Annotated in this window: 24 protein-coding genes and 1 pseudogene; 12 read left to right on the top strand and 13 right to left on the bottom strand. The window is 66.0% G+C overall.

Annotated elements, in window-relative coordinates:
- Positions 1-457: 457 nt before the first annotated feature.
- Complete coding sequence (locus tag EPN80_RS11085) at positions 458-2698, bottom strand: NADP-dependent isocitrate dehydrogenase (protein WP_293026744.1); 2241 nt, start codon at positions 2696-2698, stop codon at positions 458-460.
- Positions 2699-2990: 292 nt separating this feature from the next.
- Here EPN80_RS11085 and EPN80_RS11080 point away from each other — a divergent pair, with 292 nt between their 5' ends.
- A complete protein-coding gene (locus EPN80_RS11080) occupies positions 2991-4562 on the top strand; it encodes an alkaline phosphatase family protein (protein WP_293026741.1) in 1572 nt (523 codons plus the stop codon).
- A gap of 49 nt (positions 4563-4611) precedes the next feature.
- On the opposite strand, the gene EPN80_RS11075 is transcribed toward EPN80_RS11080, so the two are convergent.
- The 4 genes from EPN80_RS11075 to EPN80_RS11060 form a co-directional block, all read right to left on the bottom strand.
- The gene (locus EPN80_RS11075; protein ID WP_293026738.1) at positions 4612-5007 is read right to left on the bottom strand and encodes a hypothetical protein; all 396 of its coding nucleotides are present in this window, start codon (positions 5005-5007) and stop codon (positions 4612-4614) included.
- Between the two features lie 107 nt (positions 5008-5114).
- Entirely contained in the window at positions 5115-5414 is a 300-nt protein-coding gene (locus tag EPN80_RS11070) for a hypothetical protein (RefSeq protein WP_293026735.1), read from the bottom strand.
- A gap of 476 nt (positions 5415-5890) precedes the next feature.
- A complete protein-coding gene (gene yghU, locus EPN80_RS11065) occupies positions 5891-6769 on the bottom strand; it encodes a glutathione-dependent disulfide-bond oxidoreductase (protein WP_293026733.1) in 879 nt (292 codons plus the stop codon).
- 72 nt (positions 6770-6841) lie between these two features.
- Complete coding sequence (locus tag EPN80_RS11060) at positions 6842-7546, bottom strand: glutathione binding-like protein (protein ID WP_293026730.1); 705 nt, start codon at positions 7544-7546, stop codon at positions 6842-6844.
- Between the two features lie 255 nt (positions 7547-7801).
- On the opposite strand from EPN80_RS11060, the gene EPN80_RS11055 reads away from it, so the two are divergent.
- Complete coding sequence (locus tag EPN80_RS11055) at positions 7802-8440, top strand: TetR/AcrR family transcriptional regulator (RefSeq protein ID WP_293026811.1); 639 nt, start codon at positions 7802-7804, stop codon at positions 8438-8440.
- A 217-nt stretch (positions 8441-8657) separates the two neighbouring features.
- On the opposite strand, the gene EPN80_RS11050 is transcribed toward EPN80_RS11055, so the two are convergent.
- Positions 8658-9188, bottom strand: coding sequence for a TIGR00645 family protein (locus EPN80_RS11050; RefSeq protein WP_047215390.1), 531 nt, complete (start codon positions 9186-9188; stop codon positions 8658-8660).
- Between the two features lie 208 nt (positions 9189-9396).
- Positions 9397-9822, bottom strand: coding sequence for a MerR family transcriptional regulator (locus tag EPN80_RS11045; RefSeq protein ID WP_293026725.1), 426 nt, complete (start codon positions 9820-9822; stop codon positions 9397-9399).
- Positions 9823-9912: 90 nt separating this feature from the next.
- On the opposite strand from EPN80_RS11045, the gene EPN80_RS11040 reads away from it, so the two are divergent.
- The 10 genes and pseudogenes from EPN80_RS11040 (at position 9913) to EPN80_RS10995 (ending at position 17292) form a co-directional block, all read left to right on the top strand.
- Positions 9913-10140, top strand: a complete 228-nt coding sequence (locus EPN80_RS11040) for a hypothetical protein (protein ID WP_293026722.1) — start codon at positions 9913-9915, stop codon at positions 10138-10140.
- Between the two features lie 78 nt (positions 10141-10218).
- Positions 10219-10488, top strand: coding sequence for a hypothetical protein (locus EPN80_RS11035; RefSeq protein WP_293026719.1), 270 nt, complete (start codon positions 10219-10221; stop codon positions 10486-10488).
- A 75-nt stretch (positions 10489-10563) separates the two neighbouring features.
- Positions 10564-10770: a hypothetical protein gene (locus EPN80_RS11030; protein ID WP_293026717.1), complete on the top strand. Its 207-nt coding sequence runs from the start codon at positions 10564-10566 to the stop codon at positions 10768-10770.
- Positions 10771-10895: 125 nt separating this feature from the next.
- A pseudogene (gene merA, locus EPN80_RS11025) lies at positions 10896-12272 on the top strand (mercury(II) reductase); the annotation flags it as partial.
- 91 nt (positions 12273-12363) lie between these two features.
- On the top strand, positions 12364-13032 hold the full coding sequence (locus tag EPN80_RS11020; RefSeq protein ID WP_293026714.1) for a metalloregulator ArsR/SmtB family transcription factor: 669 nt from the start codon (positions 12364-12366) through the stop codon (positions 13030-13032).
- Between the two features lie 13 nt (positions 13033-13045).
- A complete protein-coding gene (locus EPN80_RS11015) occupies positions 13046-13777 on the top strand; it encodes an MBL fold metallo-hydrolase (protein WP_293026711.1) in 732 nt (243 codons plus the stop codon).
- The gene (locus EPN80_RS11010; RefSeq protein ID WP_293026709.1) at positions 13774-15096 is read left to right on the top strand and encodes an MFS transporter; all 1323 of its coding nucleotides are present in this window, start codon (positions 13774-13776) and stop codon (positions 15094-15096) included. The genes EPN80_RS11015 and EPN80_RS11010 overlap by 4 nt, the downstream gene beginning before the upstream one ends.
- Positions 15093-16220 carry a YeeE/YedE family protein gene (locus tag EPN80_RS11005; RefSeq protein ID WP_293026707.1) on the top strand — a complete coding sequence of 376 codons (1128 nt, stop codon included), beginning with the start codon at positions 15093-15095 and terminating at the stop codon, positions 16218-16220. Before EPN80_RS11010 ends, EPN80_RS11005 begins: the two co-directional genes overlap by 4 nt.
- 3 nt (positions 16221-16223) lie before the next feature.
- Positions 16224-16760: a hypothetical protein gene (locus tag EPN80_RS11000; protein WP_293026704.1), complete on the top strand. Its 537-nt coding sequence runs from the start codon at positions 16224-16226 to the stop codon at positions 16758-16760.
- A gap of 31 nt (positions 16761-16791) precedes the next feature.
- Positions 16792-17292: a TlpA disulfide reductase family protein gene (locus EPN80_RS10995; RefSeq protein WP_293026701.1), complete on the top strand. Its 501-nt coding sequence runs from the start codon at positions 16792-16794 to the stop codon at positions 17290-17292.
- Between the two features lie 58 nt (positions 17293-17350).
- On the opposite strand, the gene EPN80_RS10990 is transcribed toward EPN80_RS10995, so the two are convergent.
- The 6 genes from EPN80_RS10990 to EPN80_RS10965 form a co-directional block, all read right to left on the bottom strand.
- A complete protein-coding gene (locus EPN80_RS10990; protein ID WP_293026698.1) occupies positions 17351-17920 on the bottom strand; it encodes a multicopper oxidase domain-containing protein in 570 nt (189 codons plus the stop codon).
- 32 nt (positions 17921-17952) lie between these two features.
- Positions 17953-19104: a copper resistance protein B gene (locus EPN80_RS10985; protein WP_293026695.1), complete on the bottom strand. Its 1152-nt coding sequence runs from the start codon at positions 19102-19104 to the stop codon at positions 17953-17955.
- A gap of 10 nt (positions 19105-19114) precedes the next feature.
- Positions 19115-20854, bottom strand: a complete 1740-nt coding sequence (locus tag EPN80_RS10980) for a copper resistance system multicopper oxidase (RefSeq protein WP_293026692.1) — start codon at positions 20852-20854, stop codon at positions 19115-19117.
- A gap of 177 nt (positions 20855-21031) precedes the next feature.
- Positions 21032-22603, bottom strand: a complete 1572-nt coding sequence (locus tag EPN80_RS10975) for a cytochrome c biogenesis protein CcdA (RefSeq protein WP_293026689.1) — start codon at positions 22601-22603, stop codon at positions 21032-21034.
- Between the two features lie 8 nt (positions 22604-22611).
- Positions 22612-23121: a TlpA disulfide reductase family protein gene (locus EPN80_RS10970; RefSeq protein WP_293026686.1), complete on the bottom strand. Its 510-nt coding sequence runs from the start codon at positions 23119-23121 to the stop codon at positions 22612-22614.
- Positions 23122-23239: 118 nt separating this feature from the next.
- Positions 23240-23623, bottom strand: coding sequence for a hypothetical protein (locus tag EPN80_RS10965; RefSeq protein ID WP_293026683.1), 384 nt, complete (start codon positions 23621-23623; stop codon positions 23240-23242).
- Positions 23624-23691 lie beyond the last annotated feature (68 nt).

Raw genomic sequence — 23691 nt, 5'->3', positions numbered from 1 at the left:
GCCTCAAGAGTCAAACGCATGAACGAATCCGGCCTCGTGCGACACCCCCGAGCCGCCACGTGGCTGCGGCCAGCTCGGTCGGCGAGGGTTGGCGCCGGATCACCCGGGCGTTGCAAGCGTCGCGAACCGAGGCGAATCAATGCGAAACAATCCGAATCGGATTCGCCCCGCGCGGGCCGCGCCGAACCATGCCGCGCCTGCGACGGCGCGACCGGCCCAGCGCCGCGCCCGGTTCACGAACAGGCTTGTCAGCGCTTTTTTCAAGCATACACCCACAACCCTTCGGCGCGATTACCGCATTGCATGGCGAGGCTTGCCGCACTCGCCGTTGCCGAGCGCATGCCGGCGCAAAAAGAAAAATGCCCGACAGCACACGCGGTGCAGCGGGCATATGGCCGGCATGGTCGCACGCATCGCCCCGCCCGCCCGGGCCGGCGAGCGGCAGCGGGCAGCGCCCTTACGCGGCGGCGAGCGAGGCCAGCGCCCGGTTGAACGTCTGGCTCGGGCGCATCACGGCGTCGAGCTTGGCGAAGTCGGGCTTGTAGTAGCCGCCGATGTCGACCGGCTTGCCCTGCACGGCAGAGAGCTCGGCCACGATGGCCTGCTCGTTGTCGGTCAGTTGCTGAGCCAGCGGCGCGAAACGAGCCGCCAGTTCGGCGTCCTCGGTTTGCTCGGCCAGCGCCTGCGCCCAGTACATTGCCAGATAGAACTGGCTGCCGCGATTGTCGAGCTGGCCGGTCTTGGGCGACGGATTCTTGTTGTTTTCCAGCAGCTTGCCGGTGGCCGCGTCGAGCGTGCGCGCGAGCAGCTTGGCGCGGGCATTGCCCGTCTTGATGCCGGTTTCCTCCAGCGACACGGCCAGCGCGAGGAATTCACCCAGCGAATCCCAGCGCAGGTGGTTTTCCTCCACCAGTTGCTTGACGTGCTTGGGTGCCGAGCCGCCGGCGCCCGTCTCGTACATGCCGCCGCCGGCCATCAGCGGAACGATCGAGAGCATCTTGGCGCTGGTGCCGAGTTCCATGATCGGGAACAGGTCGGTGAGGTAGTCGCGCAGGATGTTGCCGGTGACCGAGATGGTGTCCAGGCCGCGAATCACGCGCTCGAGCGTGTAGCGCATCGCCCGCACCTGCGACATGATCTGGATGTCCAGGCCGGTGGTGTCGTGGCCCTTGAGGTAGGTCTCGACCTTCTTGATCAGCTCGGCCTCGTGCGGACGGTACGGGTCGAGCCAGAAAATCGCCGGCATGCCGGAATTGCGCGCGCGCGTGACGGCCAGCTTGACCCAGTCGCGAATCGGCGCGTCCTTGACCTGGCACATGCGCCAGATGTCGCCCTGCTCGACGTTTTGCACCAGCAGCACTTCACCGGTGGCGATGTCGACGATGCGGGCTTCGCCGGCTTCTGGCACTTCGAACGTCTTGTCGTGCGAGCCGTATTCCTCGGCCTGCTGCGCCATCAGCCCGACGTTGGGCACGGTGCCCATGGTGACCGGATCGAAGTTGCCGTTGGTCTTGCAGAAGTTGATCACTTCCTGATAGATGCGGGCGAAGGTGCTCTCCGGAATCACCGCCTTGGTGTCCTTCGGGCGGCCGTCGGCGCCCCACATCTTGCCGCCGATGCGGATCATGGCCGGCATCGAGGCGTCGACGATCACGTCGTTGGGCGCGTACAGGTTGGAGATGCCCTTGGCCGAGTCGACCATCGCCAGCTCGGGGCGGTGTTCGTGGCAGGCGTGCAGGTCGCGGATGATTTCCTCGCGCTTGGAGCTCGGCAGCGACTCGATCTTGTCGTACAGATTGACCAGGCCGTTATTCACGTTCACGCCCAGCTCGTCGAACAGCTTGCCGTGCTTGGCGAAGGCGTCCTTGTAGAAAATCTTGACCGCGTGACCGAACACGATCGGGTGCGAGACCTTCATCATGGTGGCCTTGACGTGCAGCGAGAGCATCACGCCGGTCTTGCGCGCGTCTTCCATCTGCTCTTCATAGAACTCGCACAGCGCCTTCTTGCTCATGAACATGCTGTCGATGATCTCGCCCGCCTGCAGCGCGACCTTCGGCTTGAGCACGATCGTCTTGCCGTCGGCGGTGAGCAGTTCCATCTTGACGTCGCGCGCGCGGTCGAGCGTCATCGACTTTTCGCCGTGATAGAAGTCGCCGTGCTTCATGTGCGCGACGTGCGTGCGCGAGGCCATGCTCCACTCGCCCATGCTGTGCGGATGCTTGCGTGCGTAATTCTTTACGGCGGCCGGCGCGCGGCGATCGGAATTGCCCTCGCGCAACACCGGGTTCACCGCGCTGCCCAGGCATTTCGAGTAGCGCTGGCGAATCGCCTTCTCGACCTCGGTCTTCGGGTCTTCAGGGAAATCCGGCACGTTGTAGCCCTTGGACTGCAGCTCCTTGATCGCGCCGACCAGCTGGTGCACCGAAGCGCTGATATTGGGCAGCTTGATGATATTGGTGTCGGGCAACTGCGTGAGCCGCCCCAGCTCGGCCAGGTTATCGGGCACGCGCTGCTCTTCGGTCAGGAATTCGGGAAACTCGCCGAGAATGCGGCCAGCCACGGAAATGTCGCTGGTCTCGACCCGAATGCCCGCCGGCGCCGTAAATGTGCGAATGATCGGCAAAAAGGCGCTGGTGGCCAGCAGCGGGGCTTCGTCGGTGAGAGTGTAGATAATGGTGGATTGCTCGGCGCTCATTGCTTGTCTCGAAATCAGGTCATCGGTGGGAAACATACCCCCGCCACGGTTCAGATCGAGGGCAATACCCGAATTGTGCCTGATTCTGGGGGTAAGAGCGTGGGTTGGGGCCGAACCCTCGCAGTCGAGCCGGAGGCCATCGGGTGCGGCCGCCTGGGTGCGGCCGCCTGGGTGTGACCGCTTTACACGGCGCACCGCCAGGCCTACCCTCCCGCATTGAGATCGCCATCCTGGTGACGCAGCCGGCGCCGAATCGGCACGGCTGGCGCGCCACGCGCAAACAGGAGAGTTCATGACGCCCGCAGCGAACAGCCCCTCCCCGATCAAGCACGTGTTTGTGCTGATGCTCGAGAACCGGTCGTTCGACCACATTCTCGGATTCTCGGCGCTGACCGGCATCGATGCCGTGACCGGCTCGCCCACCCGGGCGAACGGCATCGACCCGGCCGCGCCGCCGACCAACCCCAATCCGCGTCGAGCCAGCGAACCGGTCGCGGCCAACGCCAACGGCACGCCCTTTCAGCTCAGCAACACGCACAAGGACCCGGGGCACGAATTCGAGAACACGATGACCTGCCTGTGCGGTGCCGGCGCGTGGGGCCCGCCCAACGTCGACGCCAACGGCAAACTCGTCGGCGGGTATCCGCCAGCGGCGCCGGGCAAGGCCAACAGCGGGTTTGTCGCCAACTATGCCGCGTGCGGCTCGGATCGGCCGGAATGGGCGATGAACAGCTACACGCCGGCCCAGTTGCCGGTGATCAACGCGCTGGCGCGCGAATTCGTGGTGTGCGACGCGTGGTATTCGTCGCTGCCGGGCCCGACCTGGCCGAACCGCTTTTTCGTGCACGCGGCCTCCTCCGGCGGGCTCGATGCCAGCCCGAGCGACGGCGCGACGATCGAAGACTACGTGGCCGGATTCGACCTGCCCAACGGCACGATTTTCGACAAGCTGTCCGCCAGGGGCTTGAACTGGAAAATCATCGAGGGCGATTCATTCCCGCAGGTGCTCGCCATCAAAGGCATGACCCTGGCCGAGATGGACGGGCACTTCCACGACATGGACGACTTCGCCGCAGTGATCAACGACGCGGCGTTCGACGCCGCATACGTATTCATCGAGCCGGACTACGACGTGTCGCACAATTTCCAGGGCGGCAACAGCATGCATCCGCTGGGCGACGTGCGCAAAGGCGAGCAGCTCGTCAAAACGGTGTACGAAACCCTGCGCGCCTCCAGGGTCTGGCAAGACAGCCTGCTGGTGGTACTGTTCGACGAGCACGGCGGTTTCTACGACCACATGGTGCCGCCGGCCGCGACGCCGCCCGGTGACGCCGGACCGGGGTCGAGATACAACACACACAACTTCGCTTTCGACCGCCTTGGCCTGCGCGTGCCCTGCATCATCGCATCGCCGTGGGTCGGCAAAAATGTGATCGACCATCGGCAGTACGACCACAGTTCGATCCCCAAGACGCTGACTCGGCTGTTTGGCCTCGCAGGCCCGTTGACCGCACGCGATGGCGCGGCAAACAGCTTCGATTCACTCATAGGCAGCACGCCACGCGACACGCCAATGACGCTGCCCGCCCCCGCGTCAGGCCCGCTCGGCGCGGTCACAGAAACTGCGAGCCCAGCCGACGCCTCGGCAGCCGGCTTCGCGCGGATCGCGCTGGCCCGCCACCTGAGCGTGGCGCCAGCCGAACAACAACGAGCCATCAAAGACAACTTCCAGAAAAGCCGCGGCGATGCCAATGCCACGGCCGCCTTCCTGAGCACGGCGGATGCGGCAATCCGGCAATGGAAGCAGCGCGGCCGTCAGATGCCGCCGCCGCCAAGCGATGAACAGGCGGCCTCGCGGCCATGATGGATAGGCGTGTGCGAGCGCGCCCGTCTTGGGCGCAGCCTACGCAAACTTACTGGGCTGCCGACGATTGCAACTCGGTCGCAATCTGCTCGAACAGTTGTGATGTCCAGTCCGATGGATAGTTAAGCGGCGCGAGGATCGGCTTGCTCACGATAGCAACGTCCGTGCTCGATTCGCTCAGCGGGCGTAGCCATATGGCGATGCGTTCGCCCCAGCTCCACCAGGAAATGCCATGGGAGACAACGATGCGCCCAGCGGCCGGATCACTTTCCAGCAGGTCGAGCTTCTTTGCCTTCGCCGCAGCAAGCGTGGCGTCGTACACCACCTTGTAGGGTGCCGCGTAGACGCGATGCACGCCCTCTTCCCTGGACGCCTTGACCGATTCGGTGGACGCGCAGCCGCTGAGCGCCAGCGCAAAGATCATTGGAATAAGCCAGACTCGCATGGCAAGCTCCTTCAGTAACCCGCTTTCGCCTTGCTTCCCAGACCTGCCAGCCGCCGCTACTGAAGCGATTGACGCGCCGGGCATCTGCCGTCAAAACTTTTTCAGACTCAGACCAGCCGAACGACCGTATCGTGCATGGCGCCTTCAGCCCAGAGGTCCCGATACTTGTCGAGTAGCGCAGCGTAGTCGCGGTCTCCCATCAATTTTTCGTTGACCTGCTGCATCTTGTCGAGGCTATCCGAATCGAAGTGCCAGTGAATATTGGCGCAGCCGAATTGTTCTGCACCAAAGCTCATGTTGAGCCCGTAGCGCTTATTGAGGTGGGTAGTGACTTCGGATGCAAACGCCAAGGCCGACGGTAGCGCCGCCGCATTCTTGACAGTGGCGGTGCGGATGAATCGGTACATGATCGCTCTCCCAAAATGGTCATGAGACAGGTGCGACGCGCCTGCCGCAGTGCGGCATCCAAGTGCGTGCACAGCGTTCCGTTCATGCTACGAGGCTGTTTTTCTCGTCCTTTGAGATAGATCAAGGTTGGCGTTCTACGCGATCTGTCCAGCGCGGTCGCAATTATGGCGAAGTGAGATCCCGTCGGAGCGGGTGATGAAAGCGCGATGCGGCCCCTCGAATGTCGGGCCGATATTGAAACGAGAATGGCTGACGGCTGCCGCATTCGGCCCCGGGTCGAACGGTCCCTGACGTTCTTGGGGCAGTCGTGGCCGCTATGGGAAAACAGATGTTCAAGATCAAGCCGTCACCAAGCCTCATCTTCCACCTGGCAGCGTGCCTGCGACCTTCTCGGCCTCCGCACGCGGTGCGCGCCCCAGGGCGGGCTCAATGCCGCTCGAGCCGCTGGTGATCGGGACACGCCTGCCTGCGATTTTTAGGATTGCCTTCCCTCCAGTTTGTCCTGAGTCGACGTCTCGAAATCGCGCGCGTCGTGACGCTCGCGAAGCTGCTCGGACGGCTCGCCGCTCGTTCTGTTGACCATGCGGCCGCGCTTGACCGCTGGCCGCGCGAAGATCGTCTCGGCCCAGCGCTGAACGTTGGCGTAGTCCTGCACCGAGAGGAATTCCGCCGCGCCGTATTGCCAGCCTCTGACGAGGCCGCCGTACCAGGGGAACACCGCGATATCGGCGATGGTGTATTCGTCCCCGGCGAGGTACTGGCTTTCGGCCAGACGGCGGTCGAGCACGTCGAGCTGGCGCTTGACCTCCATAGCGAAGCGGTCGATCGCATACTCTATCTTCACCGGCGCATAGGCATAGAAGTGGCCGAAGCCGCCGCCCAGGTAGGGCGCGCTGCCCATCTGCCAGAACAGCCAGTTCAGCGTCTCGGTCCGGGCGGCGAGCTGTTGCGGAAGAAACGCGCCGAACTTCTCGGCCAGATACAGCAGGATCGAGCCCGACTCGAACACACGGATCGGCTTCGCCCCGCTGCGGTCGAGCAGCGCCGGGATCTTGGAGTTCGGATTGATTTCCACGAAGCCGCTGCCGAACTGATCGCCCTCGCCGATCCGGATCAGCCACGCGTCATACTCGGCACCGGTGTGACCTGCCGCCAGCAACTCTTCGAGCATGATCGTCACTTTCACACCGTTGGGCGTGCCCAGCGAATAGAGCTGCAGCGGGTGACGACCGACCGGCAACACCTTCTCGTGCGTCGGGCCGGCGACCGGCCGGTTGATGTTCGCAAACGTGCCACCGCTGGGTTTGTTCCAGGTCCAGACCTGCGGGGGAATATAGTCGTGGGAATCTGCCATGTTCATCTCCATTGTCATCTGGCGCCAACTCAACAGGGTGTTGAAAAACGCAGCGAGTAGTTCAACATCCCGTCAGGCCGCCGGGGAATAGTTGGAAGGGAAGAGCGCGCGCCGGGTCTCTTCGTCATTGACCTTCTTGAACTCGTGATCCTTGCCGACGGCTCTGGCGCGCGCGACCGCCGGCCGGGCGTCGACCGTCTCGAACAGCCGCTTGAGGTTCGGAAACGAGCCCAGCGGATCGTCGGCCCCCTTGAGCACGCGCGAGGCGCGATCGAGCCATCCCCAGGCCGAGATATCCGCGATCGTGTAGGTTTCGCCGACGATATACGTGCGTCCTTCCAGGTGATCGTTCAGGACCTGGTAGTGACGCTCGGCCTCACGTCGATAGCGGTTCACCGCATAGTCGAGCCCTTCGGGCGCGGCAAACTGGAAGTGCACGGCCTGCCCCGAAAACGGGCCAAGACCGGAGGCGAGAAACAGGAGCCACGAAAGCAGCTCGGGCCGGTCTTGTGGTGCACCGAGCAACTTGCCGGTCTTCTCCGCCAGATAGAGCAGGATCGCGGTGGAGTCGAAGACTCGCGCCTCCCCGCCGCCCGGCCCTTCCGTGTCGACGATGGCGGGCACCTTGCCGTTGGGGTTGATCGCGCGGAACGCCTGGGTGTGCTGCTCGCCCTTGCTGGTATCGATGGGCATCGTCTCATAGGGAAGACCGGTCTCTTCCAGAAACAGAGCGATCTTGGCCGGGTTTGGCGTTGGATGAAAATAAAAACGGATCATGGCGGCACTCTCAGGTTTATGAAACGGTTGAGCCACGGCGCGCGGGTGTGGACCAAGAAGCTAACAGCACGCCGAGGATGACGACGATCGCGATGCCCTCGGCCAGCGATGGCGAGAACCGAAGGACCTGCAGGAGCAGCCCGCTCGGGATCGAATTCAAATCGCACCTTTTTATTTTATAACATGCGTTCTATAATGCATCATCGCGGCGGAGTTGGCAAGCGCGCTGCGCCACGACACAACAAGGTGACGACGATGGCAAGGCCAAGGGAATTCGACGAAGATGCCGTCCTTGACGCGACGGTCCAGTGTTTCTGGAGGTTCGGCTATGAAGGCACTTCAGTGAAAGACCTCACTGAGAAAACGGGTCTCACCGCAGCCAGCCTTTACAACGCGTACGGCGACAAGCGCGGCCTGTTCCGGGCGGCGCTCGATCGCTACGCGGGCGAAAGCGTAGGCAACCGCATACGACGGTGCGAAGCGCTTGCACCTCTTCAGGCAATCACCGCGTTTTTCGACGATATCCTGCGCCGCTCGTTAAATGACCGCCAGCACAAAGGATGCATGCTGGTGAACTCGGCTCTGGAAGTGGCGCCACACGATCCTGAATTCCAGAAAATCATCGCTGGCGCGCTCGCTCGCGTCGAAAGTTTTTTTCACGAGTGCATCACCGCGGGGCAAGCCGACGGCACCATCACACAGTCGCTTCCCGCCGACGTTCTCGCCAGGCATCTGCTCGGCGTTCTGATGGGCGTTCGCGTCCTGGCTCGCGTTCGTCCCGAAAAGGCCCTCCTGCAAGGAGTGATTGCACCGGCACTTGCCCTGCTCGGGCGAGCTGATGGCGCTGCAAGCCAACCGCTCACGGGTAGCGATCATCCCGCGGAGCGCCATTGAGGACATGGCGCGGGGATACCCCGGGGTTTTGAAGGACACGGCGAGCGAGTCACGCCGCAGGATGCGAGTACACCGCGAGCCTCAACGTGAGCGCCTCCAGAGTCGTCGGGATGAGGTTAATCAGGTAATGGCGGCGCAAGCCCTGTGGAATCTGATTCAGGCGCTGACCATCGAACCCGACTGAGGCCGCGCCCCCCCGGTACGCGATCGGCCGTCGTCAATGCTTCTCGGCCTTGCCTGCCACCCAATCCATCAGCGCGAACAACAGACCCGAGCCGACGAATGTCACGTGCAGGATCACCAGCCAGCGGATGCGCGTTTCGTCGATCGCCATGCCCGGTTCAGCGATTTTCATGAAAGCGCGCAGCAGGGAAATCGCCGAGATCGCCACGATCGAGCCGATCAGTTTCATCTTCAGGCCCGAGAAGTCGAGCGTGCCCATCCACGTCGGACGATCTTCGCTGTCGCCGGTATCGATCTTCGAGACGAAGTTTTCATAGCCGGAAAACATCACGATCATCACCAGATTGCTTGCCAGCGAAAGATCGATCAGCGTGAGCACGGCCAGGATGATTTCCTCCGGGCTCGCCGTCAGGATATGCGGAACGACGTGAACCAGATCGCCGACGAATGCGACGAGCAGCATCAGCAGCGACAGCACCAGTCCGAGATAGAACGGCACCAGCAGCCAGCGTGAGTTGAACAGGACACTTTCCAGCCATTGTTCCCAGCGGTGTCGGTGGTGCATATCGTTATCCATTTCTTATCGCTCTGATCGCCGCAGTACCCCGCTGCTCCCCGTTATGTGCGCGGGAAATAAAGTCGCCTACTCGCGACGCCGCAGGGCATTGATTTTCCATGGCCTCCTTCTGCCGCCAAGCGGCCTCTCGCGAACCCCCACGAGCCCTGCCCGCTCCGCGCTGCCCGATGCGGCCGGTTCGCGCAAACAAAGTCCCTTACCGGCCGCGTGGGCGATCGACCTGCTGCAGCGTGGAGATCAGCGGGCACGACACCTTGCCTCGGGCACTATGGCACGCTTGCGCCAGCGTCGACAGGACGCTCTCGACGCCCCGCAGGTCGCGCAGGCGCTCCCGTACATCGGCCAGGCGCACCTCGGCCAAGGCCGCAGCTTCGCCGCAATGTGCGCCGTCGTCCAGGCGCAGCAATTGCCCGGCCTCGTCGAGGCTGAACCCCAGGCGCTGGGCCGCCTTGATGAAGCGTACCCCCGCCACGTCGGCGCCGGCATAGCGCCGGATGCCCTGTGCGGGGCGCGCCGGCGTGCGCAGCAGCCCCTTGAGCTGATAGAAGCGAATCGTCTCCACATGCACACCGGCTGCCCTCGCCAGCGCGCCGATGCTCATGGTTCCCGAGGCCTTTTGCATGGACTTGACTCCGTAGTCGACAACGGGAATCGGGTACCCCCGTAGCGCTGCCTTCGCAGCGTGTTGCCTCGACAAGGAGTCGTTCCCCCGATGGTCCCTCCCTCCATCCCGCGCAAGGCCTTCCAGGCCTGCCTGGCCGCATCGATGCTGCTGGCGGCCAGCACGGTTGCCGCGATGGCCGGCGCCCCGGGCACGGCACGATCCATCCCGCCCGTGGCCACGCATGGAGAGCTCGCACCGAATGCGCCGTTCACGCCGGTGGACGGCAATGTGCGGCAGCTCGACGCCTACAAGGGGCACCCGGTGATCGTTTGGTAGGTCACAACCTGGTGCCCGAGTTGCGCCGCCGGGCTGCGCACGTTCGCGAATCACCAGGCGCAGATCGACCGCTCGGACATGACGGTGCTGGTGCTGCAGAACTATGACATCGGCGGATACGCGGGCCCCGGCATGCGCGAGTTCGCCAGCTCGGTCGCCGCCCCGCTGCTGAAGGACCCGCACTTCGTATTCGGTGAGGACACCGAAGCGCTGTTCGAGCGCTACAACCCGCGCAAGTTCGTCGACATCTATCAAGTCATCGCGGCCAACGGCCGAGTGCGACTGACGTCGTCGTCGCCGTCCGCCACCTTCGACAAGATCGAAGGCTTCATCCGACCCAGGCCGTGAAGCTCCGCGCGCCCGGGGGCGTGGACACGCTAACGCGTGCGCTGTGCCTGGCGCTCGCGTCGCGCCGCGCTGGCCATGGCCCCGTCGCTGCTTTGCTGCACGCCAGCGTTGCCACTGGCCATCGCCACGGTCGCGTCGCTGCTGCCCGCGGCCGGACGGTTCGGCGTGCCGATCCAGGGCTGGATCGCCACGCATGAAGGGCTGATCTACGCGCTGGCGATCGCCGCGATGACCTTGGGACTGTTCGGCAGCGCTCGACGCGTGCTGTCATGCGCATGTTGATGGCTTCCTCACCCCGGGCGGCAGAGACTGCCGCGCCAGTTCTCGCGCCTTCCCGACTCATGGCATCCATGTCCGAATCCACGAACCGCAAACCGGATAGCTCGTGCATGTCCGACCCGACCCCGCACGTGGCCGTGATCGGCAGCGGCGGCGCCGCGATGGCGGCGGCACTGAAGGCCGTCGAGCGCGGCGCGCGCGTGACGCTGATTGAACGCGGCACTCTCTTCGGCACCTGCGTCAATATCGGCTGCGTACAGCCCAAGATCATGATTCAGGCCGCTCACGTCGCCCACGTGCGGCGGCACAGCCCGTTCGACGGCGGCGTCGCCGGCGATCCTGCGCGGCCCCCTGCTGGCGCAGCAGCAAGCGCGCGTCGACGCGCTGCGCCAGGCGAAGTACCAGGACGTGCTGAACGCTCGAACGGCGATCACCGTGGTGCGGGGCGATGCCCGTTTCCGGGACACCCGCAGTCTCGCGGTGCGACTGCTCGACAGCGGCGAGCGCGTGGTCGCCTTCGACCGCTGCCTGATCGCCACCGGCGCACGCGCCGCCGTGCCGCCGATCGCCGGCCTGCAGGACGCGCCTCCTGGACATCGACTGAGGCGTTGGCGAGCGACACCATCCCGCGCAGCCTGACAGTCATCGGCTCTTCGGTGGTGGCGGTAGAACTGGCACAGGCCTTTGCCCGGATCGGCGCCCGCGTGACGATTCTGGCGCGCCACACGCTGTTGCGCCGTGAAGACCCGGCCATCGGCGAAGCGCTCACCGCGACTTTCCGCGCCGAAGGTATAGCGGTGCTGGAGCACACGCAGGCCAGCGAGGTCGCGCACGTAGACCAGGAGTTCGTGTTGGTGACCGGCCAGGGCGAACTGCGCGTCGAGCGACTGCTGGTGGCGACCGGCCGCAGGCCCGACACGCGCAGTCTTCGTCCTGAAGCGGCCGGCGTGGTGGTGACGCCGCAACGGGCCATCGCGATCGACCCGCGGATGTGCACCAGCAACCCGCACATCTACGCCGCCGGTGACTGCACCGATCAGCCACACTTCGTCTACGTTGCGGCGGCCGCGGGCTCGCACGCCGCGACCAACATGACCGGCGGTGACGCGACACTGGACCTGAGCGCCATGCCGGCGGTGGTGTTCACCGATCCGCAGGTCGCCACCGTGGGCCTGAGCGAACAGCGGGCGCGCCAAGCCGGCATCGAGACCGACAGCCGAACCCTCACGCTCGACAACGTGCCGCGCGCCCTCGTCAACTTCGACACCCGAGGTTTCATCAAGGTGGTCGTCGAGCGAGGCAGCGAGCGCCCGCTCGGCGTGCAGGCGGTGGCACCGTAAGCCGGCGAGCTGATCCAGTCGGCGGCACTGGCGATCCGCGCGCGCATGACGGCGCAGGAACTCGCCGATCAGCTGTTTCCCTACCTGACGATGGTCGATGGCCTCAAGCTTGCCGCGCAGACCTTCCGCAAGGACGTGAAGCAGCATTCGTGCTGTGCGGCATAGGCGCCCGCTCGCGGCCGGGGGCGCTCGACCCACCCGAATATGCGGACAAATACCACCCCGTCCACCTTTGAATATCCGTTAGAACATTAGAATGAAGTCCAGGGACCTCAAGAGCCGCCTCTACGCCCAGGTCGCGCGAGTCGGCGCCGCCATGTCCAGCCCCAAGCGCCTGGAGCTGCTCGAACTGCTCGCGCAGGGGGAGAAGTCGGTCGACACGCTGGCGCAGGCCGCCGACATCGACGTCAAGCTGGCCAGCGCGCACTTGCGTGTGCTGCGCGAGGCGCAACTGGTGGATGCGAGGCGCGACGGCAAGAACCGCATCCATCGACTCCGTGGGACCGACGTGTCGGACCTGTGGGTGAGCCTGCGCGAACTGGCACAAGCCCATCTGGCCGAGCTGCAACTCGCCATGGCAGGCCTGGTTGCCGAGCCCGAGGACCTGACCCCCGAGAGCGCACGCTCGCTGCTCGACAAGGTGCGCGCCGGGGACGTGGTGCTGCTCGACGTTCGCCCGGAAGCGGAGTTCCGCACGGCGCACATCCCCGGCGCGCGCTCGGTCCCGCTGGACGAACTGGAAGCCCGGATTCGCGAACTGCCGGGCGACAAGGACATCGTGGCGTACTGCCGCGGGCCGTTTTGCGTGATGTCCGACGCCGCCGTGGCGCTGCTCGCGCGCCATGGACTGCGGGCGCGCAAGTGTGCCGACGGCGTGCCCGAATGGCGGGCCGCCGGGCTGCCGCTGGAACACGAAACCATCTGATCGAGGTCACGCCATGTTCTTCAAGCAACTACACACGCGCGACTCCAGCCTGTCGTACCTGTTCGGCTGCGCTGGCCTCGGCAAGGCCATCGCGGTCGACGTTGTCGCTGGCGACGAGGACTGGTTCGTCGAGCAGGCGAAGATGGCCGGTGCGCAGATTACCCATGTGATAGATACCCACGTGCATGCGGACCACCTCAGCGGAGGCAGGAGCCTTGCGCGCAGGGTGGATGCGCCCTACTGCCTGCACGAGGCGGCGCGCGAGTTCGTGCACTTCGACTTCGAGGCCCTGCACGACGAGCAGCTCATCGACGTGGGCAATGTGACCGTACGGGTGCTGCACACCCCCGGGCACACGCCCGACAGCATGTGCCTGCTGGTTACGGACAAGCGACGCGGCGACGTACCGTGGTTCGTGCTCACCGGCGACACGTTGTTCGTGGGCGCTGTCGGGCGACCCGACTTGGCCGGGCATGAGCGCGAGATGGCCGGCGCCCTGTACGACTCGCTGCACACCCGGCTGCTGAGTCTGCCCGGCGAGATGGAGATCTACCCCGGGCACCAGGCGGGCAGCGCGTGCGGCGCCGGGCTGTCGGCCAAGCCGGCGTCGACCCTGGCCTTCGAGAAGCGCTTCAATCCGATGCTGGGCCTGTCGCGCGCAGCGTTTGTGGATCAACTCACCACCGAGACTCCGCCTCGTCCGGCCAACATGGACCGCATCGTCGCGGCCAACGTCGCGGCATGAATCATCCAGCCACCTCGTCGCCGCACGACGCGTATCTGCAAGGCATCCGTGTCAATCTGCACCAGTTCGTCTGGCAGGCGGTGCAGGTTTTCTTCGTCGGGCTGGTCATTGGCATGGAGCGAACGGTTCTTCCGGTGGTCGCAGCGCGCGATTTCGGGGTACCAAGAACCTCCTTCCTGTATCTGCTGTCCTTTGTCATCTCCTTCGGGCTGGTCAAAGGGGCGCTGAACTTTGTCGCCGGGCGCCTGTCCGAGCGCATCGGGCGCAAGACCGTGCTGGTTCTGGGCTGGGTAGCCGCGATCCCGATTCCACTGCTGATTTTCTTCGCGCAGTCCTGGTGGTGGATCGTCGCAGCCAACCTCTTCCTGGGGATCAACCAGGGGTTCGCGTGGAGCATGACCGTCACCAGCAAGGTGGACATCACGCGCGCCGAGCAGCGGGGCCTGGCAACCGGCGTCAACGAGTTCGCCGGCTATGCCGCGGTCGGCCTGGCGGGCCTGGCCACCGCCTGGATGGCGCAGCTATACGGCCCGCGCTTCGCCCTGCTCGGCTTCGCCAGCGGGGTGATCGCGCTGGCTCTGGTCACGGCATTGCTGTTCGTGCGCGAGACCCTGCCGTGGGCTCGCGCCGAGCGCCATCGCCATGCCAGCGGCACGCACACGGGCCCGCGACCGCGCTTCGCCGAGGGCCTGGCCGAGCACCCCACATCGCGCCAGGTGTTCGCCTACGTGTCCTTCGGGCACCCCACGTTCTCTGCGCTGTGCCAGGCAGGCGTGGCCAACAAGGTCGCCGACACGCTGCTGTGGGTGCTGTTTCCGCTGTACCTCCACGGCCACGGCCTGGGCCTGGTGCAGGTCGGCTGGATCACGGGTGCGTATGGCTTGAGCTGGGGGGCTTCGCAGTTGTGGACCGGGCTGCTGTCGGACCGCATCGGGCGCAAGCGCCCGGTGGTGGCCGGGCTATGGCTGCTTGCCGCTGGCGTGGTGGCCGCGGTGCTGGTGCACGGCTTCGCGGCTTGGCTGAGCGCTGCCGTGATCATGGGCGTGGGCATGGCGCTGCTGTATCCGAACCTGATCGCCTCGGTGGCCGATATCGCCTACCCGAGCTGGCGCAGCTCGGCGCTGGGCACCTACCGCTACTGGCGCGACACCGGCTACGCCATCGGCGCGCTGGTGCTCGGGCTGGTCGCGCAGGCGCGCGGCGCCGTCGAGCCCGCCTTCTGGGTCACTGCGGGCTGGCTCGTGCTGTCGGGGCTGTGGGTGCTTGTGCGTGCCCAGGAAACCCATCCCGGCCACCTTCCGAAGGCGCCAAGCCCATGAACCCGATCCCACAGCTTCTGCTGGGTGGCTTCATCGTCTCGGTGGTGCTTGGGGCCTCCGCCCAGGCGTCGCAATTCTGTCCGCAGGGGGGCTTGCGAGAAATCATGCTGGAGAACAAGCCGCAGCGCCTGGCGGCCTACTTCGCGGCGATCGGCTTTGCCATGGTGGCCGTCGCGGGGCTGCAGTGGTTGCTGCACCAAGGCGTGCAGCCTTCGCACCCACCATACCGCTCGGCCCAGTTCCCCTGGGGACGCTACATGCTCGGCGGCTTGCTGTTCGGCTCCGGCATGGTATTGGCGCGCGGCTGCCCACTGCGTACGCTGGTACGCAGCGCCCAAGGCAGCGTGCTGGCGCTGTTGTCGCTGGGAGCGATGAGCATCGCTGCCTTCGCGATGACCAGCACCTTCGTATTCAACGACTGGATCGGCCCGTGGATCGTCCGCCTCAACCTGGATCTGGCGCATTGGGGGTGGCAGAGCCAGGGGCTCGATGCAGCGCTTGGGCTGCATGGCTGGATTGCCCGGTCGCTGCTCGGCCTTGCGCTCGGTTCGCTCGTATTGACGCTCGCCGCACGGGGGTCGCGCGGCGCCGGCCGACGCATGCGCTGGATCGGCTCGGCGCTCATCGGGCTGATGGTGGCTGCCGGCTACTGGCTGACCGCCGGCCCAATCGGAGAGCGTGCGGCAGGTGACGCCGCGTTCATGAGCCAGCCTCCCGACGGCATGGGCGTGCAATCCTTCAGCTTCGCCGGCCCCTTGAGCGACATGACGCATTTCGTGATGCACGCCCATGCGCAGACCTTCACCTTCGGCGTTGTGTTGGTACTGGGCACCCTCATCGGCGCGGCGGCGTCGGCCATTGCGCGGGGAGAATTTCGGATTCAAGTGCAGTTCGCACTTCGAGATCTCATCCCTCGTCTGTTGGGCTCATTGATGACCGGAGCCGGCGCCGTGCTGGGCTTGGGCTGCACCGTCGGCCATGGACTCAGCGGTTTGTCCCCGCTGTCGCTGGGCTCGGCACTGGGCCTTGCTTGCATTTTTCTCGGGGCGTGGGCGACGATCCGGATCGAATCGTGGCACAGCTCGAACAACCTTGCCACGCTTGTCGTGGCTGACGGACACTGAACTATGCAAAGTCGACTCCTACGCCTCATCCTGGCCGCGCTGGTGGGCCTGAGCGTGGCCGCCACCGCGGCAGCTGCCGGTAGCTCCACGCAGGCATGGTCGAGTCAGGGCCAAGTGTTCAGTGTGCAACTGACGCCGCTGGACGGCGAGCAGGCGCAGGCGTTTTTCGAGAGCATGGGTTACCCGGCAGGGGCGGTGCACGAAATCGCCGCCGTGTGCGTGTTCGGCACGACCATCCGGAATTCGGCGCGGCATTCGGTGAGCTACGACGTGAGCCGCTGGCGCGCCGTGACCGCGGACGGCAAGCAGCACCGCCTGATCACCAAAACGGATTGGCTGGCACGCTGGAAAGCCTTCGGGCTCAACTCCGACTGGTCCATCCTGCCGCCCCAGCAGACCCTGCATCCCGGCGACTGGGCCCAGGGATTCACGACCGTGGACCTGCCGGCCGGCAGCCGTTTCAACCTGACCTACCAGTGGAAACAAGATGATCACGAGCACGATGCAACCGTCTACGGCGTCCAGTGCGCGCCGCGCTAGCAGCCGCCGTATGCGCCTGAAAGGCATCGCGATGTCCATCTGCATCGCGCTGGCCGGTGCGACGGTTTCGGCACATGCTGCACAGCCGCTCCTGACCCCAGTCCATCCAGCGCGTCCGGCGCCCGCCTTCACGCTCAAGGACATCGACGGCAAGACCCAGAGTCTGGCCCAATACCGCGGCAAGGTCGTGTTGGTGAACTTCTGGGCCACCTGGTGCCCACCGTGCCGTGCCGAGATGCCCTCCATCGAAAGGCTCTACGCGTCGATGAAGGGCAAGCCCTTCGTGGTGCTTGCGCTGGACCAGGGTGAAAGCGTCGACAACGTTTTCGCCTACATGGGCCAACTATCGCCTTCGCCGACCTTCCCGGTGCTGCTCGACAACAAGAGCCAGGCTGCCCACGCCTTCGGCGTGATGGGTATTCCGTCGACCTATCTGATCGACAAGCAGGGGCGCATCGTCGCGCAGGCCATTGGCGGACGCGACTATGACTCGGCGGCGATGCGCACGCTCCTGGATCGCCTGATGCAATAGTGAGCCATCGGACCCGTCGCCCAGGCGGCGCGCCGCCCGGCTGCCCGGCCCGCACGGCTCAGTCGACGATGAAGCGCCCAATCATGCCCGCCTGCATGTGCCCGGGCATGGTGCAGGCGAACGGCACCGTGCCGGGCTGACCGAAGCGCCAGATCAACTCGCCTCGGCCTTGCGGCGCAACGGCCACCATGTTGGGCTCCTCTCCGTTGGGCATGTCCGGCATCGCGGCCATCATCTTCGCGTGCTCCACGAGCTCAGACTGGACGCCGATGGTGAGTTCATGGCGCATCTGGCCCTGGTTGACGACAACGATGCGCACCGTCTCACCCGGCTTGACATGCACCACGTCGGGCGAAAAGCGCATCTTGTCATCGGCCAGGATGCGGATCGTTTGGCTCACGGCGGAAGCTGCGCCCGGACCTCCCACGCTCGCCGGGTTCCCGGGATCCGCGGGTGTCGGCATCGTCTGCCCCTGGGGCTTGGACGCCATTGCGGGCATGGAGGCCATTCCCGGCATGGAGCCCATGCCCGGCATCGAGGCCATCGGCGCTGCGGCGGGTGTGGCCCAGGCGCTGACGCAAAGGCCGCCAAGTGCCAGGGTCACCAGAACATTCTTGATCTTGAACATGCAGTGCATCCAGAAGGTGGGTTGAAGGAACATCAGAACCAGAAATGCACACCGGCGACCAGGTCGGTGGTGTCGCGGCGCTCGCCGGCCGCCTGCGCGTAGTCGCCGGTGCGCCCGAAGCGCCCGCTCCACTCCACGCCGATGTAGGGCGAGAACTGGCGAGAGATGTCGTAGCGCAGGCGCAGCCCGGCGGTGGCGTCGGAAAGGCCGCTGCCGATTCCGCGCGCCGGATCGTCCTTGCCGTAGGCGTTGAGCTCGATCTGCGGCTGCAACACCACGCGCTGGGTCAGCAACAGTTCGTAGCTGGCGCTCAGGCGCAAGGCGCTGCGCCCCTGGTCGCCCAGATAGCCGGTGGCCTCGACGTTGAACCAGTACGGCGCCAGGCCCTGCACGCCGAAGGCCAGCCAGTTGCGGCCGGGGCCGCTGCCGTTGTCGTGGCGCACACCGAGCTGCGAGTCCCAGTACGCGGCGATGGCGTGGCCCCACAGCAGTTCGGTGCGCGCATCTTGCAGGCGCCCCTGCGAGGCCTGCCCCTCGGCCTTGAGCACGAGGCGGTTGAAATCGCGCCCGTACCAGGCCTGCACGTCGTAGGCGGTCCAGTTGCCGGAGTCATGGCCGTAGGCGCGCTCCAGCCGGTCCACCAGCACGGAGCCGAAACTTTCCTGATCGGCCATCCGCGGCGGCTTCACGCCGGCCGGGATGTACGGGCCGGTCGTCAGCGTGTAGCCGCCCGAATCGGCGTCCGCCCTACGCGGGCCCGTGCCTGCGGCAGCCGAGGCCGATCCCGCAGGCATCGACATGCCCGGCCTATCCATTCCAGGCATGGCCTTCGCCGACGGGAGCGCACCGGCCGGGGCGCCGGAGCCAGCCGGCGCCTGCTTCGCGGGCATCTCCATGTCTTGCATGCCCTGCATGCCCGCCATGGGTCTTGCAGCTGCTGACGCGCTGGCAGTGGGGGGCGCGGCAGTGCCCGCGGGCATCGACATGCCCGGCATGTTCATGCCCGCCATGGTGGCACCCGGGGCACCCGGGGCAGGCGCGGGCATGGCCGGCTTCGCGGCCGCCGGGCTGGCCGGCATGGCCATGCCCTGCATGTCCATCGCCTGCGCCGATGTCACAGTCGCAGCCGCGATGGCTGCCGCAAGGATGCTCGCGGGGATCATCGTGTCGATCGTCTTGTGCATGTTCGTTGCCTCAGGCCACCAGGATTTCGCGGAACATGCCCGCATCCATGTGCATTATCATGTGGCAGTGCCAGGCCCAGTGCCCCACCGCGTCGGCGCTGACCCGGTAGCTGAGCTGCTGCGCCGGCTGCACCGGCACGGTGTGCTTGCGCACGAGGAAATGCCCGTTCGGGTCTTCGACCTCGCTCCACATGCCGTGCATGTGCATCGGGTGGGTCATCATGGTGTCGTTGACCAGCGTGACGCGCAGGCGCTCGCCGTGGTGGAACAGAATCGGCGTGGAGTCGCCGAAGGTCACCCCGTCGATGGACCAGACGTAGCGCTCCATGTTGCCGGTGAGGTGGAACTCCAGCGTGCGCCCCGGCTCGCGGGCATCGAGCGGGCCGCCCACGGTGCGCAAGTCGGCCAGAGTCAGTACGCGCCGGCCGTTGCCCCGCAAGCCCACGCCGGGGTCGTCCAGGTTGGTGCGCGGATGGTCGACGCGGGCGTCCACGCCGGGGCCGTACTCGGTGGGCGCGTGGCGCACCGCGGGCGACGAGCCCATGTCCATGCCCGGCATCGACCCCATCCCCGACATGCCCGACATTCCAGACATCGACGACATGCCCATGTCCAGCATGGTCAGGTTCTGGCGCGGATCCATCGGCGGGACCGGTGCGCTCAGCCCTGCACGCGTCGCCAGTGTGCCGCGCGCGTAGCCGGTGCGGTCCATGCTCTGCGCGAAGATCGTGTAGGCGTCGTCGGTCGGGCGCACCAGCACGTCATAGGTCTCGCCGGGGCCGAAGCGGAACTCGTCCACCGTCACGGGCTCGACATCCTGGCCGTCGGTGGACACCACGGTGAGCTTCAGGCCGGGAATGCGCACGTCGTAGAAGGTGTCGCCGGCGCCATTGATGAAGCGCAGGCGCGCGACCTTGCCGGGCTTCACCTGAGCCGTCCAGTTGCCGGCCGGCGTGGTGCCGTTGGCAAGGTACGTCAGCGTGGCGCCCGAGATGTCCGCCAGGTCTCCCCAGCTCATGCGCATGCGCTGCCACATGGCGCGCTTGTCCAGCGCGGCGCGCAGGCCGTTGCGCTTGACGTCCTCGAAGAAGTCCACCGCCGTGGGTTCGTGGTAGTTGTCGAAGCCGCTATCGGCCTTGAGCTTGGCCAGCACGCGCATGGGATCCTCGTCCATCCAGTCCGACAACAGCACCACGTGGTCACTGTCCGCCTGCACGGCGTGCCCGTGGGCCGGATCGATGATGATCGCGCCGTAAAGGCCGGTCTGCTCCTGCATGCCGGCGTGCGAGTGGTACCAGAAGGTTCCCGACTGCTGGACCTTAAAGCGATAGACGAAGGTCTGCCCGGGCTCGATGCCGGTGAAGCTCAAGCCCGGAACGCCGTCCATCTGGTAGGGCACGAGCATGCCGTGCCAATGAATCGCCGTCATGCGCGACATGCGGTTGGTGACACGAATGGTCACCGTGTCGCCTTCGCGCCAGCGCAGCGTGGGTCCCGGAAGCGAACCGTTGACCGTGGTGGCCATGCGCGCATGGCCGGTGAAGTTCACCGGGGTCTCGGCGATCACCAGGTCGAATTCGGTGCCGCGAAGCTCCGGGGCGCTGCCCGTGTGCGTGGCCTCGGGCCGGCCCTGGGCATGGGCAGCCAGCGTGGGCAAGCCGAACAGCACGCCGCCGGCAGCCAGGCCCTGGACGAAGCGGCGCCGGGCGATTCCAGCCCCACGGAGCGCATCTGAGAATGAGCGTTGCATGGATTCCTCGGTTTTTGAAGGAATTCGCCGCGTGGCAACGGCGTGCCGCGCGGACCGTTGTGGAGTGGATGATGTCCACCCTCAGCAACGCATTCTAAAAACGCCATACTTGCCGGAGCATGATCGAGAGATGACAGTTTTGTCATCTGCGGCGCCACGGATGTCATCCCGCTTGGATCAAGTCGACGGAGGTCTTGCCACGACGATCGCCGGCGGCAGGCACAAGCCCGAATCCTTGCAGGCTTGCACGCGCACCCGCACCTGCACGGCGCGCAAGTCGGTCAGCCGCGGCAGATCGATCCTCGCCCCGTTCTCGTAGACCAGGATGGTTTTCCCTGCGACGCGCATGCCGATGTCCTGCCCCGGCGGATAGCGCGGAGTGATCGGCAGTGCACCCCCTGCGCGAAAGACCGTCACGCTGGCCGGAATCAAGTACGGAGTGGACGGCGGATTGGAATACACGTGCCATCCTCGCGCGATGTCCAGCGTCACCACGGCCCCAGCTGGCGTCGAGGTCACGCGGGCGCCCACTTCGTCCGCCGAGTCGCGCGGTGCGTCGGCGTAGGCGGACACGATCGAGGTGGGCAGTCCGTGCAGGCGGCCGATCAACGTGTCGGCGGTGAACAGGCCGGAGAAATGGCCGACCTCCCGGCCCTGGCCGTCGAGCACCGCCAGGAACGGCAGCCCTGCTCCGCCATAGCGTGTGAGCAGTTGTTGCAACGCGGGGTCCGGACGGGTCAGGTCGGCCTGAAGCGCGACCGCGCCGGATTCACGCACCGCCTTCAACACCGCGGGGTCGCGGTAGACCGTGCGTTCCATGATCCTGCAGTTCAGGCACCATGCCGCGGTGAACTCGACCAGCGCCGGCCGGTGCAGCTCGGAGATCTGCGCCACGGCGTCGGCGCGAAGCAGTTGCCACGGCATGCCCTGCCCCTCCAAGGGCCAGACCCCTGAGCCGAAGTAGGCGAGCACGAGCGCCGGCACCGCCGCGAGCGCCGCCGCCCACCGGCTGCGCCGGTCGCGGGTAAGCATCGCGACGAACAGGACCCACACCGCCAGCGCGGCGAGCCAAGCCAGCCATAGCGCATTGCCTAGCCATCCCGGCAACAGGCTTTGCGCGAAGAACAGCGCGGCCGCGAGCAGCAGCCAGCCGAAACTGTGCCGAACCACCTCGGTCCATGCACCGGCCCGCGGCAGGCGCTGCAACCATGAAGGGCGAAGCAACAGCAGCACGTACGGCAGGGCCATGCCCAGTCCGATGGCGACGAACAGGGTGACGATGTCGATCGTCGGCCGCGTCAGCGCGAACACCAGCACGCCGCCCAGCAGCGGTCCGGTGCACGGCGTCGACAGGATGCCCCCGGCCATGCCGGATGCAAAGGGCTCGAAATACCGTGCGCCTCCCAGCTGGGCAAGGCCACCGGGGATCGGTAGCGAGCGCCCGCTGAAGCTGGCCGCCGCGAGCAGGGCAAGCATCAGGACAAGCCCCGCGAGCACCCAACGCGACTGGAACAGCACGCCCCATTGCAGGTGTGCAAGCGCCGTAAGCAGCCCCAGGGCCGCGAAAAACGAAACTGAACCCAAGGTGAACAAGACCGCCGACAGGGCCCGCGAGCCAGCCGCATCGCCCGCCTCGCGCAGGATGGTTCGCACCTTGATGGGCACTGCCGCAAGCACGCACGGCGTGAGGTTGAGCAGCGCGCCGGCGGCCATCGCCAGGCCGGCTTCGATCCAGAAGGAAGTGTTCATGGTCATGCTCACGCCGGGCGCGCCAGCTCGTCGCGGATCAGGTCATCCAGCGTGGCGAAATCCGGACGCCCGAGAATGCGCTTGACCACATGGCCCTGCTTGTCCACGAGAAAGGTCGTGGGAGTCATGCGCACGTCATAGAACGCCCTCGCGACCTGACCACCCTTGTCCAGGGCAACCTGGAAGGGCAGATGCCGCGTTCGGCTGTAGTCCGCCACGTAGTGGGCGGGGTCGTAGCTCATCGCCACGGCGATGAAATCGAAGTCCTTGCTGCGGAAGCGCTGGTAGGTCTGGATCATCTGCGGCATCTCCGCAATGCACGTGGCGCAACTCGTGGCCCAGAAGTCCACCACGTAGACCTTGCCGCGCAGGTCGCGCGTACTCAGCGTACGCCCTGAAAGCAGGGAAAACGTCGCGCGCGGTGCACGAGGGCTGTCGGTGATGAAAAAGTAGGACGCTGCCGCAGCCATGGCCACCACCATGGCGCCGGCAGCCGCCCAGCGAATTGGGATACGCATGGAAACACCTCCATCGGTTATCGTCCGGGAGCCGGCGGGCGTGGCGCTCCCCCGGTACCTAGCCATCGGCAATCGGGATGGACACAAGGGCCCAACGCCGTGTTCGGGAAACGCCGATTCAGGCCCTGGGGGGACGATAGAGCGCGTCGATGCGCTCCGCCAGCAGCCAACGTACAGGGCGTGGGCGCAAGCTCCCGTCCCCCCTCGGGACGACCAGAGGCATCGGGGCGGGGGCGGCGCCCAGCGTGAGGGTGCCGGCTACGTGGCACGCGTGCTGTACCACGCCAGGCGCGGCGACCATCGAGGCATGAGTACCCACGCGCGTGACGGCCTGGAACCGCACGGGCTGCGCGGTGCCTGGCACGAACGCTCCCGCACCCGGCACGGCGCTCGCTCGCGGGCAGGCATGTCCGGTCAGGGCAGCCACCGCCAGCGCGCCGCCGCCACTCGTCGACAGCGCGACGAGCACGAGGGCCAGCAGGAAGTCACGCAGCAGTTTCATGGGATCAAGACGAAGCGCGCTGGAATTCTATCCAAGCCCGGCGCGGGAACGAAGGCACCATGACAGCG

This window comes from Pandoraea sp. (assembly GCF_004297875.1).
Lineage (GTDB): Bacteria > Pseudomonadota > Gammaproteobacteria > Burkholderiales > Burkholderiaceae > Pandoraea.
Note: the sequence above shows the minus strand (reverse complement) of the source record. Positions and strands in the feature narration are given on the sequence as shown.

Bases quoted from the DNA above. Each gene is read 5' to 3' on its own strand.
- EPN80_RS11085 (WP_293026744.1), bottom strand. From the start codon at position 2,698: ATGAGCGCCGAGCAATCCACCATTATCTACACTCTCACCGACGAAGCC.
- EPN80_RS11080 (WP_293026741.1), top strand. From the start codon at position 2,991: ATGACGCCCGCAGCGAACAGCCCCTCCCCGATCAAGCACGTGTTTGTG.
- EPN80_RS11075 (WP_293026738.1), bottom strand. From the start codon at position 5,007: ATGCGAGTCTGGCTTATTCCAATGATCTTTGCGCTGGCGCTCAGCGGC.
- EPN80_RS11070 (WP_293026735.1), bottom strand. From the start codon at position 5,414: ATGTACCGATTCATCCGCACCGCCACTGTCAAGAATGCGGCGGCGCTA.
- yghU (WP_293026733.1), bottom strand. From the start codon at position 6,769: ATGGCAGATTCCCACGACTATATTCCCCCGCAGGTCTGGACCTGGAAC.
- EPN80_RS11060 (WP_293026730.1), bottom strand. From the start codon at position 7,546: ATGATCCGTTTTTATTTTCATCCAACGCCAAACCCGGCCAAGATCGCT.
- EPN80_RS11055 (WP_293026811.1), top strand. From the start codon at position 7,802: ATGGCAAGGCCAAGGGAATTCGACGAAGATGCCGTCCTTGACGCGACG.
- EPN80_RS11050 (WP_047215390.1), bottom strand. From the start codon at position 9,188: ATGCACCACCGACACCGCTGGGAACAATGGCTGGAAAGTGTCCTGTTC.
- EPN80_RS11045 (WP_293026725.1), bottom strand. From the start codon at position 9,822: ATGCAAAAGGCCTCGGGAACCATGAGCATCGGCGCGCTGGCGAGGGCA.
- EPN80_RS11040 (WP_293026722.1), top strand. From the start codon at position 9,913: ATGGTCCCTCCCTCCATCCCGCGCAAGGCCTTCCAGGCCTGCCTGGCC.
- EPN80_RS11035 (WP_293026719.1), top strand. From the start codon at position 10,219: ATGACGGTGCTGGTGCTGCAGAACTATGACATCGGCGGATACGCGGGC.
- EPN80_RS11030 (WP_293026717.1), top strand. From the start codon at position 10,564: ATGGCCCCGTCGCTGCTTTGCTGCACGCCAGCGTTGCCACTGGCCATC.
- EPN80_RS11020 (WP_293026714.1), top strand. From the start codon at position 12,364: ATGAAGTCCAGGGACCTCAAGAGCCGCCTCTACGCCCAGGTCGCGCGA.
- EPN80_RS11015 (WP_293026711.1), top strand. From the start codon at position 13,046: ATGTTCTTCAAGCAACTACACACGCGCGACTCCAGCCTGTCGTACCTG.
- EPN80_RS11010 (WP_293026709.1), top strand. From the start codon at position 13,774: ATGAATCATCCAGCCACCTCGTCGCCGCACGACGCGTATCTGCAAGGC.
- EPN80_RS11005 (WP_293026707.1), top strand. From the start codon at position 15,093: ATGAACCCGATCCCACAGCTTCTGCTGGGTGGCTTCATCGTCTCGGTG.
- EPN80_RS11000 (WP_293026704.1), top strand. From the start codon at position 16,224: ATGCAAAGTCGACTCCTACGCCTCATCCTGGCCGCGCTGGTGGGCCTG.
- EPN80_RS10995 (WP_293026701.1), top strand. From the start codon at position 16,792: ATGTCCATCTGCATCGCGCTGGCCGGTGCGACGGTTTCGGCACATGCT.
- EPN80_RS10990 (WP_293026698.1), bottom strand. From the start codon at position 17,920: ATGTTCAAGATCAAGAATGTTCTGGTGACCCTGGCACTTGGCGGCCTT.
- EPN80_RS10985 (WP_293026695.1), bottom strand. From the start codon at position 19,104: ATGCACAAGACGATCGACACGATGATCCCCGCGAGCATCCTTGCGGCA.
- EPN80_RS10980 (WP_293026692.1), bottom strand. From the start codon at position 20,854: ATGCAACGCTCATTCTCAGATGCGCTCCGTGGGGCTGGAATCGCCCGG.
- EPN80_RS10975 (WP_293026689.1), bottom strand. From the start codon at position 22,603: ATGAACACTTCCTTCTGGATCGAAGCCGGCCTGGCGATGGCCGCCGGC.
- EPN80_RS10970 (WP_293026686.1), bottom strand. From the start codon at position 23,121: ATGCGTATCCCAATTCGCTGGGCGGCTGCCGGCGCCATGGTGGTGGCC.
- EPN80_RS10965 (WP_293026683.1), bottom strand. From the start codon at position 23,623: ATGAAACTGCTGCGTGACTTCCTGCTGGCCCTCGTGCTCGTCGCGCTG.